The sequence below is a fragment of the Ereboglobus sp. PH5-10 genome (assembly GCF_029504735.1).
Taxonomy (GTDB): Bacteria; Verrucomicrobiota; Verrucomicrobiia; order Opitutales; family Opitutaceae; genus Ereboglobus.
The window spans coordinates 230541-244896 of the sequence record NZ_JAQFIP010000001.1 but is presented as its reverse complement, the minus strand read 5'-3'; the positions used below and the strand labels follow the sequence as shown (position 1 = coordinate 244896).

14 protein-coding genes are annotated in these 14356 nt (G+C 60.1%); 12 read left to right on the top strand and 2 right to left on the bottom strand.

Annotated features, from left to right (window positions below; all coding sequences use genetic code 11):
• Nucleotides 1–10: 10 nt before the first annotated feature.
• The 11 genes from M2447_RS01040 to M2447_RS00990 all read left to right on the top strand — a co-directional run bounded on the left by M2447_RS01040 (nt 11) and on the right by M2447_RS00990 (nt 10623).
• A complete protein-coding gene (locus tag M2447_RS01040) occupies nt 11–934 on the top strand; it encodes a TIM barrel protein (RefSeq protein ID WP_277556995.1) in 924 nt (307 codons plus the stop codon).
• Between the two features lie 137 nt (nt 935–1071).
• The gene (locus M2447_RS01035; protein WP_277556993.1) at nt 1072–1965 is read left to right on the top strand and encodes an endonuclease/exonuclease/phosphatase family protein; all 894 of its coding nucleotides are present in this window, start codon (nt 1072–1074) and stop codon (nt 1963–1965) included.
• Between the two features lie 360 nt (nt 1966–2325).
• Complete coding sequence (gene gspG / locus M2447_RS01030) at nt 2326–2811, top strand: type II secretion system major pseudopilin GspG (protein WP_277508347.1); 486 nt, start codon at nt 2326–2328, stop codon at nt 2809–2811.
• Nucleotides 2812–2969: 158 nt separating this feature from the next.
• Nucleotides 2970–3464 carry a hypothetical protein gene (locus M2447_RS01025; RefSeq protein ID WP_277556991.1) on the top strand — a complete coding sequence of 165 codons (495 nt, stop codon included), beginning with the start codon at nt 2970–2972 and terminating at the stop codon, nt 3462–3464.
• Between the two features lie 8 nt (nt 3465–3472).
• Nucleotides 3473–4102 (top strand): prepilin-type N-terminal cleavage/methylation domain-containing protein, encoded by a 630-nt coding sequence (locus tag M2447_RS01020; RefSeq protein ID WP_277556990.1) that lies wholly within the window; start codon nt 3473–3475, stop codon nt 4100–4102.
• A gap of 77 nt (nt 4103–4179) precedes the next feature.
• Nucleotides 4180–4881 carry a prepilin-type N-terminal cleavage/methylation domain-containing protein gene (locus M2447_RS01015; RefSeq protein ID WP_277556988.1) on the top strand — a complete coding sequence of 234 codons (702 nt, stop codon included), beginning with the start codon at nt 4180–4182 and terminating at the stop codon, nt 4879–4881.
• Nucleotides 4882–5079: 198 nt separating this feature from the next.
• Nucleotides 5080–6285, top strand: coding sequence for a type II secretion system protein GspK (locus M2447_RS01010; RefSeq protein ID WP_277556985.1), 1206 nt, complete (start codon nt 5080–5082; stop codon nt 6283–6285).
• Between the two features lie 100 nt (nt 6286–6385).
• The gene (locus tag M2447_RS01005; RefSeq protein ID WP_277556984.1) at nt 6386–7978 is read left to right on the top strand and encodes a LysM peptidoglycan-binding domain-containing protein; all 1593 of its coding nucleotides are present in this window, start codon (nt 6386–6388) and stop codon (nt 7976–7978) included.
• The gene (locus M2447_RS01000) at nt 7975–8502 is read left to right on the top strand and encodes a hypothetical protein (protein WP_277508340.1); all 528 of its coding nucleotides are present in this window, start codon (nt 7975–7977) and stop codon (nt 8500–8502) included. The genes M2447_RS01005 and M2447_RS01000 overlap by 4 nt, the downstream gene beginning before the upstream one ends.
• A 90-nt stretch (nt 8503–8592) precedes the next feature.
• Entirely contained in the window at nt 8593–9633 is a 1041-nt protein-coding gene (locus tag M2447_RS00995) for a DUF1080 domain-containing protein (protein ID WP_277556983.1), read from the top strand.
• A 231-nt stretch (nt 9634–9864) separates the two neighbouring features.
• Complete coding sequence (locus M2447_RS00990; protein WP_277556982.1) at nt 9865–10623, top strand: phosphatase PAP2 family protein; 759 nt, start codon at nt 9865–9867, stop codon at nt 10621–10623.
• A 38-nt stretch (nt 10624–10661) separates the two neighbouring features.
• Here M2447_RS00990 and M2447_RS00985 read toward each other — a convergent pair whose 3' ends face one another.
• Together M2447_RS00985 and def are read right to left on the bottom strand one after the other, a co-directional pair.
• A complete protein-coding gene (locus tag M2447_RS00985) occupies nt 10662–11840 on the bottom strand; it encodes a hypothetical protein (RefSeq protein WP_277556981.1) in 1179 nt (392 codons plus the stop codon).
• A gap of 78 nt (nt 11841–11918) precedes the next feature.
• On the bottom strand, nt 11919–12476 hold the full coding sequence (gene def, locus M2447_RS00980) for a peptide deformylase (RefSeq protein ID WP_277556980.1): 558 nt from the start codon (nt 12474–12476) through the stop codon (nt 11919–11921).
• 72 nt (nt 12477–12548) lie between these two features.
• On the opposite strand from def, the gene M2447_RS00975 reads away from it, so the two are divergent.
• Nucleotides 12549–14267 carry a hypothetical protein gene (locus tag M2447_RS00975; RefSeq protein ID WP_277556978.1) on the top strand — a complete coding sequence of 573 codons (1719 nt, stop codon included), beginning with the start codon at nt 12549–12551 and terminating at the stop codon, nt 14265–14267.
• The last annotated feature ends 89 nt before the right edge of the window (nt 14268–14356 follow it).

Here is a 14356-nt window from a genome sequence, read left to right as displayed (position 1 = left end):
CGTTCCAGCCATGAACCTGAACCGTCGCACCTTCCTAAAATCCGCCGCCGTCCTTTCCGCCGCCTCGCTCCCATTGGGCGGCGGAGGGATTTTTGCCCAAGCCGCGCCCGCCTCGACGTCCCCGCGTCCCGCGGGTAATTTCAAAAAATCCATCATGTGGGGCACCGTCAAAATGGGGGGCTCCGTGCTTGAAAAATGCACCGCGATCAAGGCCGCCGGATACGAGGGCATCGAGCCAAACAGCCACATGGACCGCCGGGAGGTGATCGCCGCCGCCAAATCGACCGGGCTGGTGATCAGCAGTGTTTGCTGCAACACGCACTGGAAAAAACCGCTCTCGCATCCCGACACCGCCGTGCGCCGCGAGGGAATCGATGGCATGATCGTCGCGCTCGAGGACGCCGCCGCCTACGGCACCGACGCCGTGCTGCTGGTTCCCGGAGTCGTGAACGCCGAGGTTTCCTACGACGACTGCTGGACGCGCTCCGTCGAGGGCATCAAGCGGCTGCTCCCCGTCGCCGAAAAACTGAAAGTCCAAATCTGCATCGAAAACGTCTGGAATAAATTTCTCCTCAGCCCGCTGGAGGCGCGTCGTTATGTTGACCAGTTCAACAGCCCCCTCGTGAAATTCTATTTCGATGTCGGCAACATCCTCGACTACGGATGGCCGGAGCAATGGATCCGAATCCTTGGCGACCGCATCGCCCGTGTTCACTTCAAGGAGTTCAGCAAAAAAATCGCCGCCGAGCAGGGCGCCCGGAAAGGCTTCAAGGTGCCCTTCGGCGAGGGCGACATCAACTGGCCCGAAGTGATGCGCGCCCTGCGCGGTTCGTATAAAAACGGATGGATCGCCACCGAACAGGGAAGCAACAAAACACCCGCCGAATTAAACGACCTGCACGCGCGCTTCGAAAAAATACTCAATTTTTCTTAAAGCTTATTAAACCGCGAATGGACGCGAATAAACGCGAAATAAATCCAGCCGGCCGAAGCATTCGCGTTTATTCGCGTCCATTCGCGGTTAAAAAATAAAAACATTATTTGAGTAATATATTATAAAAAACAGTAATTATGAAAAACAATACAATCGCCCTGCTCGCCCTCGCCGCGTCATGCCTTTTCGCCGTCAATAATCTTCCCGCCGCCGCATCCACCGCGAAATGCGACGGCGGCGCCAGGCTGCGCGTGTCGAGCTACAACATACGATACGACTCGGCAAAGGACGGGGAGTCGGGCAACAGCTGGGATGCGCGCAAGGCCGCCGTCGCCGACCTGATTAAGCAAAGCCAAATCGACGTCGTCGGCACGCAGGAGGGCGACGAAAGACAAATGGCCGACTTGAAAAAACTGCTGCCCGAATACGATTACGTGGCCCATCCCTACGGGGGGAAACAGGGCAATATACACACGGCCGCCATTGTGTATAGAAGTGATAAATACAAGGTGCTGGACAAGGGCGTGTTTTGGTTTAGCGAGACGCCCAATGAAAAAAGCATTGGCTGGGACGCCACCGACACGCGCATCTGCACCTGGGCCAAAATGAAGGACAACGCCTCCGGGCGGGAATTCTATTTCTTCACCGCCCACTTCTACTGGCGCTACATCACAGCGAGGCAGAACTCGGGCCCGTTGATGGTTCGCATGGTCAAGGAAATCACCAAGGACAGCCTCCCCGTGATCTGCACGGGCGACTTCAACTCGCCCGACACGACGCCTCAATACAAGGCGATCACGGAATATTTGAAAGACGCCTATCATGCGACGGCCACCCCGCCGCTTGGCCCGAAGGACACCAACATGGGCGCTGGAAATTTCCGCGGCGAACCCAGGGGGCGGATAGACTTTGTATTCATCAACGACCGGACAAAAGTTCTGAATTACACCGTGCTTACCAGCACCTACGACAAAGGCCGCCACCCCTCAGACCACCTGCCGATCGTGTGCGACGTGCTGCTGAAAAAGTAGAACGCAGGGACATTGCTTTGCATGCTGCCACGGGATTGTGATGGTTATGCCAAGGGTTTGATGTGAACCGGCAAGGTCCGGCAATTTTGCTTATCGCCAATTCGCGCAATGAAGGGGCGGGGCGCAAGGCTGGGGGAGGGCTGTTTTCAGTCACTCTCGCCTGTTGCCGGCGCGATTTTATCTGCCTGTTTGCACCCGGGCAGTCTCCAGATGCGCAATGGCGGACGTTGAGCCGTCGCGCGCCCGCTCTCGACAAGCGTTCGCCAACATAACAACATGCACGCCTCATTTTTTGAAACGCCTCCCGCCGGGCGTTCGTCTTCATTCCCAACCAAACACGCTCACAAAAACACACACATCATGCAAAAGCCCCTCATCCGCCACACCGCCCGCCGCCTGTTCCGCACGACTGCGCGCGCGTTCACGCTTCTCGAAATTCTCGTTGTGCTCGCCATCGCCGGCATGATCATCGGCCTCGCGGTCGCCAATTTCGACAACATCTTTGGCGGAGCCAAGGAGGACGTGGCCAAGATGTTTGTTTCCAGCAGCCTCAAGGTTCCCCTCCAATCCTACCGCATGCACATGGGCGATTTCCCCTCAACCGCCGAGGGACTTCAGGCGCTCATCACCGCTCCCGCCGACAAGGCCGAGCGCTGGCGCGGTCCTTATCTCGACGGCGACAAATCCACCCTTCTCGACCCCTGGGGCGTCGCCTACCAATACAATTATCCCGGCACTCGCAACAAAACCGGCTACGACGTCTGGTCAAACGGCCCCGACAAACAAAGCGGCACCGCCGACGACATTGGCAACTGGGCCACAGGCTCCGCTTCCACGGGCCAGTAACGCCCCCCCCTCTCGCAACCGCGCCTCGCACACGCTCAATCTTGGTGAGGTCGTCCACGCACAACCGTCCACTCCGCGCCCGCTCACCTTGGAAATTGGGAGTTGGAATCTGGAATTCTCCGCGCCGAAGGCGCGGGCGGCATGAGGCGTTTACGCTTTTGGAAATCCTGCTCGCGCTTGCTCTCATCGGAATGATGACGGCCGTGCTTATCGTCGGCGGCTCGCATCTCACCAACGACAAACCCGCGACGCCCGACGAGGTGTTTTGGGTCGCCGTCACCGCCGCGCGCAAGCAGGCGCTCATGAGCGGCAGGGAAGTCCGCCTCGCCTACGTCCCCGCCGTCACGGGCGAGGGCTCCGACACCCCCGCCGGGCTTTCCGCCACATGGGACAACGGCGGCGCTGAGTTTTTTCCGTTCGAGGACATGGGCGAGGTGACGTGTGATTTTCTCACCACGCAAAAAGGCGCCAGCTCGATCCTCGTTGGCGGCGAACTCATCGAAACGCAGACCATCGCGCATGTGACATTTTACGGCGACGGCACCTGCACGCCCTTTCGCGCGCAATTCCGCATCGGCACCACCGCGCACACGCTCGCCATCGACCCATGGACATGCGCGCAAATGCTCGAGCAAAAGGAGGACGGCCAATGAACCGCCGCATGCCGCGCCACCGCCGCCGCGCGTTCACGATTGTCGAGGTGCTCGTCGCGCTCGCGATCTGCGCGATGATGGGCGTCATGCTTGTCGGCGCCTACATGAACGTGCTCTACGCCTACGAAGCCGCCGCCGCGAATCCCAAGCGCAACCTAGACCTCCGTTTCGCGCGCAACATGCTCCTCGCCGAGGCCGATTTTGAAACCGCGCAAAAAGGCGACTCGTTCGAGGGCGCGACCGGACGCCAGGTGAAATGGTCCGCCGTCATCGAGGCCACGAACACCGCGAACCTTTTCCACGTCACCTTCACATGCGAGCTGGGCGCCGGAAACACACCCGACGAAAAAGAGGAGACCATCACCGAGGTGTTTCGTTTGCTCCGGCCCACCTGGTCGACGACCTCCGGGTTTTCGCCCGACGCCGCCACGCTCCGAGCCGAGGCGCGCGACCGCATTGTCCAAGACCAACAGCCCTCGCCCCTTTCCGGATTCGGCTCCTCCAGCTCCTCAAGTGGCGGCAGTGGCGGCGGCTCCACGTCCGGCGGCGGCTCCAAGTCCGGCAGTGGCGGCGGTGGCAACAAACAAGGAAGCCGCGCCGGCGGAAACACCAGCGGAGGAGGCGCGCCCAGACGATGAACACGCCGACAAACAATCCCCGTAGTGGCGCGCGCAAGGCGCGCCCCTGCGAATCGCGCGCGCATACGCCTTGGAATTTGGAATCTGGAATTTGGAATTTCCCTCGTCGCAGACGCGGGTTCACACTGATCGAAGTCCTCATCGCGGTGGCGATTGTGTCGATGGTGATTGTCGCCTCCACCACGCTTATCTTTTCGATGGGCGAACTCTGGGGGCGCAACTCCGATGTGCGCCTGTTCGACCTGCACTCGCGCAACGTCACCCGTTTTCTCGAAAGCGAGCTCGCTTCCGCCGCGCTTCCTCCCACCGGCGGCACCGCGGGCGCGCAATCCAGCACCTCAAGCACCGCCGCCGCACCCGTGACGATTCAGGAGGTGCGCGACCAGACCGGCAACTCCGACCTCTACCTCACCTACGAGCTTCCCAACGGCAGCCGCCTCTGCGTGTGGCCCGACCGCGCGCTTCCCGGCGTTGTGTGCTCGCTCGCCTGCCGCGAGGGCGAGGGGCTTATCCTCCTCTGGCATTCGCGTCTCGAAACCAACTTCGACATCGACGCGCCACGCGAAACCGTCATCACGCCGCTCGTCACCGGCATGACCTACGACTATTACGACATTGATCTCAAGACGTGGAAAAACGAAACCGTGCTTCGCAAGGACAACTCCAATCAGGGCGTCCTCCCGCAGCGCATTCGCCTCACCTTCACCTACTCGGGTCGCACCCTCGAAACCGTAATCGACATCCCCGGCGCGCCTCCGCAAGGACTCCCGATGCTGTAAAAATTCCAATATTCAAATTCCAACGAACAACCCAAACCCAATGGCCAAATTCCAAAGCACACCCTCCGGCTCTCAAGCGTCGTCCACAGTCGATGTGTCGCTTGCGAACGGAGCGGCGGTCTCCAGGCCGCCGGACGAGGCGTGGCCTCGTCTTTTGGATTTTGGGATTTCGGAATTTGGAATTTATCGAAGCACGCCATGAAATTTCACCCGCGCAAACTCCGCTCCCGCCGCGCTTCGATCATCATTGTTGTTCTTGTGATGATGGCCTTCGCCTCGATCGCGCTCGCCCTCTTCATGGAGAAGGCGTTCAACGACCTTGCCGTCGAGGTTCGCGCAAACGACGCGGCGAACATGCGTGTCGAGGCGTATTCCGCGATGGAGACCACGCTCGCCGTCCTTGAGGATTTTCGCGCCGCGCTCGGCTCGCTCCACAGCCCCGCCGAGGGCTGGGCCGATCCGCTCGGCTTTGCCGGCTACGAACCCATCAACCCCGATTACACCGTCGAGGTCGCATTCGAGGATGAGAGCGGCAAACTTTCCCTGCCCAACGTCAACGCCACCACGCTCACCTCGCTCTTCACCTACTGGGGGCTCGACGAAACCACCGCGGCCAAACTCACCGACGCGCTCCTCGGTTGGATGCGCGCCGATTACATCCCCGCCACGGCGGGCGCGCCCCTGCCCGAGGACTACGACACCGGCGACCTTCCGTTCACGCCGCCCGCGCGCACGCTCCGCTCGTTCGACGAACTCGCCTCCATCGAATTCGCGCGCGATATTTTTTACGACGAAACCGGCCGCCCCAACGAACTCTGGCATCGCTTCGTCCAAACCTTTTCCCTCTACGATTTCCAAACTCCCAACATCAACGCCGCCCCTCCCGACATCCTCGGCGCGCTCGGCAACCTCGACACCTCGCTCGACGAAAAACTCTCCAACTTCCTCCAGGGCGAGGATGGCCGCACCCTCGCCGGCACCGGCGGCTATTTTGCCAGCAAGGACGAGGTCGACACCCTCCTCGGCGCCGGCACTCCCGCCAGCCAGCTCGGCGTCACGATTAGCGCGCTTCGCGTCATCATCACCATCCGCCAAGGCCCGGCCAACTACCGCCTCAACGCCCTCGTTTCAATGCCCGGCACGGGCGGCGCCAAACTCCCCGTCGCGTGGGCGCAGCAAAACACCGCCTCCACCTCCACCAGCGGCACAAACTCAAACAATAACACCACGCCCGGCAACCAAGGCACCTCGCGCACGTCTAACAACGCCAACACCACCCGGGCCAACGCCTCCGCCGGCACCACGCAAAAAAACCTGAACTACCCATACACCTTTCTCGAAATCCGCGAAAACGACCTCGTCCCCCCGCCCGCGCCCGTCATCGGCGAAACCGAAACCGAATGAATTTTCTATTAGCCAACACGGCAAAACACTTTCACAACTAACATCACGCGCTGAGGATTGCGCCATTCCGCATTCCAAAATCCACATTCCGCACCCTTACATGGCCCTCAAGTTTCTAAAAGCTCCCCCGCCCAATGTCGTGCTCCTGCCCGACACGCAGTTTTTTGTGCGCGCCATTCCCGTGTCCGAGGACCAAACGCCGGAGGAGCTTTCCACCCAGGTCGAACTCGCTCTCGAAACCCTCGCGCCCTTTCCCATCGCGCAGATGTATTACGGCTACCATTGGCGCCCCGGTGCCCGGCACGCCCTCATCCACGCCGCCTACCGCAAGCGCTTCAGCCAGGCCAGTGTCGAAACCTGGCCCGCCGCCGATGCCGTGCTCCCCGCCTTCGCCACTCTTCTGAACCCCGCCGCCGGCCCCGGCACCACCGCGCTCCTCTCCACTCCCGACAGCCTTACCGCAATCCACTGGGCCGACAGCAGCGGCGTGCCCGCCCTCGTTATTTCGCGCGCATATCCCGAGCCCGACGATGACAAGCCGCCCCTCTCCGAGACGGACCGGGACGCCGCGCGCGCCGCCCTCCGCAACGAGCTCCTGCGCGCCACGCCCGGCACCATCCATCTCCACGAATACGAATACCCCGCGCTCGACACCGTCCCGCCGCCCGCCCGCGCCGACAACGCCCTCGTCTTCGCCACCCCGCCCGCCAAAAACACCCGCACCACGCCAAGCACCACCACCTTCACCACGGCGCAACTCGACATGCTCGACGTTCGCGACAAGGCCGAGCTCGTCGCCCGCCGCGCCTCCCGCCGCCGCGACCTCCTTCTCTGGCGCGCCTTCCTGGGCTGCCTCAGCCTCCTCGCCCTTTGCGCCCTCATCGACATCGCGCTCAAGGGCGGAAAATTTTTGCAGGAAAAACGAATCTACCAAGTAAAGGAGCAGGCTCCCCACGTCGCCGAAATCGACCGCGCCAACACCCTCGCCACCCGCATCGAGGACCTTTCCACCAAGCGCCTGCTTCCCTTTGAGATGATCGACCTGCTCCGCCCCGCGCTCCCCGACACGATCGTTTTCACCCGCGTCATCACACGCAGCCTCAACAGCATTGAAATCCAGGCCCGCACCAACCGCGCCGCCGACTTCAACTCCTTCCGCACCTCCCTCGTTTCCCTGCCCGCCATCGAAAAACTCGACATCAACAACCCCGCCACGCGCGACGGTTCCACCACCTTCACGATGCTCATCACCTTCAAGCCCGGCACCGTGATCGCCGCCGAGGACATTCCCCCGCCGCAACCAAAGAACACCGCAACCCCAAAAACAGACGCCGCCAACGAAAACGCCGCCGAGAACGCCGCGCCCCAGCCCGGCGCTTCGCAATCCGCCGCACCCAGCATCCACGACCAAATCCAGCAACAGCTCACCCCCGGCCAATCCGAAACGCCTCCCCCCGACGCCGCCCCGTCCGCCAACGGACAATCCGCGCCGCTAACCACCGAGCACACCATTGTCACAGGCGACACCATCGCGCGCATCGCCAGGCAAGCCGGCGTTTCCCCGCGCGACATCATTGCCGCCAACCCCGGCCTCGCCGACCCGCGCCGACTCCACGTTGGCCAAAAAATCAACATTCCCCAACCCGCGCCGCAACCCGCCAATGAAACCGCGGAGGAGGAACCCAACCAATGAAAGCCTTTTTCCTGAGCCGCCAAACACGCGAAAAAGTCCTCCTCGTCGGACTCGTCCTCGTCGCCGCGCTCTGGTGGCTGACCGCCGCCATCGGACGCACCACGACCTTCGTCCGCGATTTCAAAAGCACGAGCCTCACGCTCAAAGTGCAGCAAATGACACTCGACGCGCGCGAATCGATCCAGGCCCGCGCCAACGCCGCCATTCGCCAGCTCGACCCTTCGCGCACCTACGACACCGTGCGCCTGCAAGCCGAGCTCGACACCATTGCCACCGCCGTCGGCATCACCAACAAAACCATTAGTGATGCGCGCACGGAAAAAACCGCCCAATTCTCGGTGAACAGCGCCCAGATAACGGCTCGCAACACGGACTACGCCACAGTGGTGAAGTTTTACGAGGAGCTGAAAAAACGCTCCCCTTACATTGGCCTCGACCAGCTCACAATGCAGCCCTCCAACGTGGCCAATCCCTCCCAGCTCACCCTCATGCTAAAAGTCTCCTCGGTGGAAATCCTCCGCTGAGTCCAAACCACGCTTGTGTTGGAATGGGCGCCCTTCTTTTGCGCGTCACGCTTGCGCGGCCTCCTTTTTCTTTTTAATAACCAATCCATCATGAAAAAAACGACCCTCCTCCTTGCATCCCTCGTGTTTTCGCTCGCCGGCTTCTCCTCGCCCGCAGCCCGCGCCGCCGGTGAAACCACGCTGAAAGCGCCCGCCCTGGCCGCTTCACTGGAAAACTCCCGCTGGGCCTTCACGCTCCCCAACGGCCGCGCCGGCTGGCTCGGCTTCTCAACGGAAAACGAAAAACTCTCCGCCCTTCTCCTCTGGGGCAGCGGACACCCGCGGTCTGTCGCCGTCGCCCTCAAAAACGACGCCGTCGAACTCCGCCGCGCCTACAAGCACACGGGGAAAAACGGCGCCAAGCTCGCCCGCACCGACCTGCTCACCGCCCGGCAAACCGCCTCCGGCACCCTCGCCATTGACCTCCAAACGCTCGACGAAAACGGCAAGCCCGTCGGACGCCCCGCCGCCTTCACCGCCACCCGCATTCCCGACCTCCCGCCCGCGCCCGACCTCTCCAAGCTCAAATACGGAGCCCCGGTCAAACTCATCCGCGACGATCTCTCCAACTGGGAATCCATGAACCCCAAGGCCTACAATGGCTGGACCCTCAAAAACGGTGTCCTCACCAACACCGTCGTTTTCCCCGACGGCACGAAAAAACGCGGCGCCAACCTCAGCACCACCGATAAAACCTTCAAGGACTTCCGCCTCGCCTTCGAGGTCAGCCTCCCTCCCAACAGCAACAGCGGCGCCTATCTTCGCGGCATCTACGAAATCCAGATGAGCAACAGCCGGCAGGAAAACGCGCACCAAACCATGGGTTCGCTCTATGGCCGGCTCGCCCCCTCGACCAATGCCGAAAAACCCGCGAACGAGTGGCAGACCGTGGACATCATCCTCGCCGACCGCCACGTCACGGTCGTCCTCAACGGCGTCACAATCATCGACAACCAGCCCGTCCTCGGAGTCACCGGCGGAGCCATCACCGCCGACGAGTTTGTTCCGGGCCCAATCTACCTCCAAGGCGACCACACCAACGCCAGCTACCGCAACATGACGCTCACCCCCATCATCAAGGAGCTCCGCTAAGCCTTTTTTGACAACCAACCAACAACAACTGGCGGCGTCGGACATACCGGACGCGCCGCCCCTGTTGATTGATTCGCGGGATAAGCACGCGTTCCCGGCATCCGCCATTTTCGCCTTGGCGTTGGGAATTTGGCCTGTTGTTTTTTCCGATTGCAGACTGTGCCGGGCATCCGCGCGCCTTTCATTTCCGATCTCATTTGTCATTACCTCAACCTCTTATTCGACCAAACTATGAAACCATCACATCGTCCCGCCCGGTTCGCCGTTGCGTTCCTGTCCATTTTCTTTCTCGCAGCCGTCGCATCGGCGCAGCCGAAGTCATTCGAGTATCGTTATTTTAAGAGCAACATTCAGGATATCATCGCGCAGATACCGTCGCCGCCCGCGGATGACTCGGTTGCGGGAATGGCCGATCTTGAAACGCTTCTCCAGCTGCAAAAAGACCGCACGCCGGAGCAAGTCGAGCGGGCGAAACGCGTCAATACGCATACCGCGCGCAACGTCATGGGCATGGGCGCGCAGGCATTCGGCCCCTGGTTTTCGGAGAAAAACCTGCCCCGCACCGCGCAAATTTTACGGGAGATCAACATGGAGCGCCACTACATCGGCATTACGGTCAAGAACCACTGGAACCGCCCCCGCCCGTTCGTTCGCGACCCGCGCATCCAGCCGTGCCTGCGCCGCCCCGGCGAATCCTCCTATCCCAGCGGACACACCGCCGCCAGCGCGGCCTGGGCTGGCGTGCTCGCGGCGGCAATGCCCGAATACAAGGAGCCGCTCTTTGAGGAAGTGCGCGAAACCATGTGGGGCCGCGTCCTCGCGGGCGTGCACTTCCCGACCGACACGATTGCCGGCAGGAAACTCGGTTTTCTCATCGCGGATGAAATGCTGAAAACCCAGGTCACGCAGGACGCGGTCAGGGAAATGCGCGCGGAAATCCTCGCGTTCATAAAGGCGAATCCGGATGTCGTGACGCTGCCAAAGCAGTGACAAAACGACCACCAGCCCCTCCCGTCGCGACCTTGACTCTATAATAATGTTTTCGCGCCTGTCGACGCCGGTTCAGGTGTTTTCCTTTGGTTCATATAATCGTAGAGCAAGCGATTGTATTCAGATGAAAATTTTTCGACGGCATCCCAATATGCTTTTGAGGCACCCATTGGTGCGGGATCAGTTGGAAACATATTCGTGATTTCCCACTTTTTGTTTTCAATTAGGGCAATTTCATTCTGTTTCAGGCCGGGAAGTCTGTATCCGTCCATAATACTTCCGGTTGCATGGAAACAAAGTTTGTTTTTCCGAACATTGCCTTCGAATTCAGTTTTGGCGTTTCGTTGAATCACCGACTCAAGAAGAGTCTGTTCCCAGTTCACATAGTTAGTCGGATCTGGCGCATCGCTTACCATGGCTGACTCGTCACGATTCACCTCTCCCTTTTCTCCCTCCCATGTTCTATTGGCCTCCATCAGTTCGTCCAAATTGAACTTTTCGGTTAATATCCAGCCAGAGTCCCCGTTTAGTATAAACGGGGACTTTTTATTAATCTTAATCCAAAACGTGATTTTGAAATCCTTCCATTGTTTGGGGTCTTTTTCTGTCGTCACGCGCTTGATTCCATCACCAAGGTCATTTATCGAAAACCATTCGCTTACCCATGGCTTCTTGGGATCAAGCAGGCTCCATTTGGCCTGCGGGTTGACGCATACTTCTGATATTTTAAAATTTGAGGAATAACTGCCGGCATCGCCCAGATAAATATGTTTATCATTTTTATCCCGAATTATTATCCTTGCCCCATGTGGGGCTATTCCCCATCTGGGTCGTGTAAATGTGAACTCATCAAACTCAACCGAATCCATTGTTTTGGCTTCAAGTTTTATTCGATAACGCGACGGATTGGAGGCAACCTCTATCTCTATGGACGCCTTTTCGGAAATGGACACTTTGGGAATTGTCTCCGCATACGGATAATCTTTCATCATATCGCTCAACATTTCAAGGGTAACACTAATTATGATGGTTCCGTCCTTGGTGTTCGTCACATTTTTGGAAACCTTTGTTCCCGTGGTCAACAGCCAGGTTCGCAACGGTTCGGGTGTGTCAGGGCCAAGCACCATTGATACCGTTGCATCATTGGAATGCATTGGAGCCACATGCAATAATGTGAAAAACGCAAGGCAGGCCAATTTGCATATCGATACTTTCATTTTCACTCCGGGGTTCGATTATTATGCGTTTGGGTGAGAGTTGGCATGGGGCTTTTCAAAAGATTGCTTTTGCCCTGTTTACGCCCCGCCTGTTTTTGCCGCCAGGGTCTTGAGTTTTTTGTCGATCAAGCCGCGCGTTTTTTTCGACATGCGGTCGATGAAGAGCACGCCGTTAAGATGGTCAACCTCGTGCTGGATGCAGCGGGCGAACATGCCGTTGCACACGAGCAGATGAGGCACGCCCTCGGCATCCTGATATTTCACCGTGATCTCGTCGCGCCGCTCGACGTCGCCGCGAATGTCGGGAAATGACAGGCAGCCTTCCTCCACGATTTCCTTTTCAACCGGATGCACTTTCACCTCCGGGTTCACGATCACCATCGGCATGATCAACTCCAGCGGCGGGTGGTTGCCGTCGAGTTCCCAGTCGAAGTCGTCGTCCACTTGAGATACGTCCACGACGCAAAGCTGCAATGCCTTCCCGATTTGTTGCGCGGCCAGCCCGATGCCGGGCGCGGCGTGCATTGTCTCGACCATGTCGCGCGCGAGCGTGGCGAGGGGCGCGTCGAAGACGTCGATCTTGACACCCTTTTTTCTTAAAACCGGATCATTATATTGAACTATTGGAAGCAGCATGGGTCGATGTTCGCTTGCATCGTGGGTTTGCAATTGCCGACTCGCAACCAATATTCTCCATTGCTTCACAGGATGACTCCACAGCGCGAAAAAAACAGCAAGCTGCCCGCGGCCGCGGCCTGGTTCACGGCCGGGATCGCGCTGCTCGCGCTCGCGTGGATGGTGCCCGTCAACCTGAAATCCGTCACGCCCGCGCTCCTGCGCGCCGCCGGCGAGAACACGCCGCGCGTCGCCGCGTTCGGCCAGCAGCGGCTCGACTCGGAAAAGCTCGGCGCGGCCAGCCTCATCCTCGAGGCGGCGCGACTCGTCGGCGACCCCGGCGCGCCCGAGCTCGAACGCGGCATCCGGAACATCGAGTCGCGCCGCCCCGAGTGGGTGCCGTGGGGCGGCTGGGACCCGTTTCTCGACCCGCTCTTCTCGCTCAAGGAAAACACAGGCCGCACCGAAAGCACGCCCGTGCTCACGTTTTTCATAACGGAAAAGGCGCGCCGCTCGCTCCAGGGTTTTCTTGCCAACTCGCGCAGCATCGGCGTGCAGACCATTTTGCAAACGCGCGAGAACCAGGGCACGACGCGCTTCGTCCCCGCCAATCGCGCCGGCGGCGAGGCGCTCGACGCGGTCATACTGCTCACCGCGCTCCTCTACCAGTCCGACAACCTCTCGCCCGCGCTCCAGCGCGAACTCCGCATGCTCGCCGAAACCGCCGCCGCCGAAAAACAGCTCGACCGGCTCGAAACCTTTTACCTCGACCTCCTCGCGCTCGGCAAGCGTCTCAACTGGATGCAGCTCGGCGAGCTTCTCCGCGTCAGCGGGAGCGCGCTCACCGTCGGCGAGTTCGCGCAGCTCGCCCGCGTGGCCTCCGACAACCTCCCGCTCATCTACACCGCCGCGCTCTACTCCGGCTCCGCCGACAACGTCGCCGACTACCTCATGGAATACGGCAAGCAGGGCCTCGCCGACCTGCGCCTCGCGCTTGGGGAAGGGCAGGGCGCCGTGCGGCTCCTCCTGCGCAACCGCGCGCCCGTCAACCACAGCGCGGCCCTCAACATTTCCGCCGTCGCCGAGTTCGCGCTGCTCAACCCGCGCGTCGCGCTCATCGCCAAATACGCCGCGTTTTTTGTCGGCGCGTTTTTGCTTTTTCACGCGCTCGAAGTTTTTCTCAGCGGCGCGATGCGCGAGCCCGCCGGCGATTCGCGCTCCTCGCCCCTGCGCTTGCGCAGCTTCCTGCTCGCCGGAATGATCGCCCTGTTTCTCGTTTTTGCCAGCGAGCCGTTTCTCATAAAAACACCGCCGCCCTCGGAATTTAAATTCAAACTCGTCGTGCCCGTGCTGGCTGCCGACAAACCCGATTCTCCAATAACAGAAGTTCCCGTCACCACCGCCATGGACACAACCACCATCCTCTCCATCCTCCTCTTCGCCGCGCTGCAAATCGCCGTCTATGTGATCTGCCTGCTCAAGATCCGCCACATCTCGCGCCAGCCGATTTCGCCCCATCTCAAGCTGCGCCTCATGGACAACGAGGAAAACCTCTTCGACGCCGGCCTCTACGTGGGCATCGCGGGCACGGCCACCGCGCTCGTCCTCCAAGTGCTCGGCTACATCCAGGCCAACCTCCTCGCCGCGTATTCGTCGAACCTCTTCGGCATCCTCTGCGTCGCAATCGTGAAAATCCGCCACGTCCGCCACTTCAAACGCCAGCTCATACTTGAGGTGCACGGGGGTGGGAGCGGAGACGCGACGCCGCAACTCGGGGACACGAACGCCAGTCCAGCCGCAACAAAACTCTAGGAAATTTTCGATTTTCGATTCTCGATTTTCGATTGGGAGCTTCCGCTCCGTTTCCAATTTCGAGGCCGCGCGGTAGCGCGCAATCGAAA

Excerpts from the sequence above, each read along its gene's own strand:
- M2447_RS01040 (WP_277556995.1), top strand. The coding sequence starts at position 11 with ATGAACCTGAACCGTCGCACCTTCCTAAAATCCGCCGCCGTCCTTTCC.
- M2447_RS01020 (WP_277556990.1), top strand. The coding sequence starts at position 3,473 with ATGCCGCGCCACCGCCGCCGCGCGTTCACGATTGTCGAGGTGCTCGTC.
- M2447_RS01005 (WP_277556984.1), top strand. The coding sequence starts at position 6,386 with ATGGCCCTCAAGTTTCTAAAAGCTCCCCCGCCCAATGTCGTGCTCCTG.
- M2447_RS00985 (WP_277556981.1), bottom strand. The coding sequence starts at position 11,840 with ATGAAAGTATCGATATGCAAATTGGCCTGCCTTGCGTTTTTCACATTA.
- M2447_RS01035 (WP_277556993.1), top strand. The coding sequence starts at position 1,072 with ATGAAAAACAATACAATCGCCCTGCTCGCCCTCGCCGCGTCATGCCTT.
- def (WP_277556980.1), bottom strand. The coding sequence starts at position 12,476 with ATGCTGCTTCCAATAGTTCAATATAATGATCCGGTTTTAAGAAAAAAG.
- M2447_RS00975 (WP_277556978.1), top strand. The coding sequence starts at position 12,549 with ATGACTCCACAGCGCGAAAAAAACAGCAAGCTGCCCGCGGCCGCGGCC.
- M2447_RS01000 (WP_277508340.1), top strand. The coding sequence starts at position 7,975 with ATGAAAGCCTTTTTCCTGAGCCGCCAAACACGCGAAAAAGTCCTCCTC.
- M2447_RS00995 (WP_277556983.1), top strand. The coding sequence starts at position 8,593 with ATGAAAAAAACGACCCTCCTCCTTGCATCCCTCGTGTTTTCGCTCGCC.
- gspG (WP_277508347.1), top strand. The coding sequence starts at position 2,326 with ATGCAAAAGCCCCTCATCCGCCACACCGCCCGCCGCCTGTTCCGCACG.
- M2447_RS00990 (WP_277556982.1), top strand. The coding sequence starts at position 9,865 with ATGAAACCATCACATCGTCCCGCCCGGTTCGCCGTTGCGTTCCTGTCC.
- M2447_RS01010 (WP_277556985.1), top strand. The coding sequence starts at position 5,080 with ATGAAATTTCACCCGCGCAAACTCCGCTCCCGCCGCGCTTCGATCATC.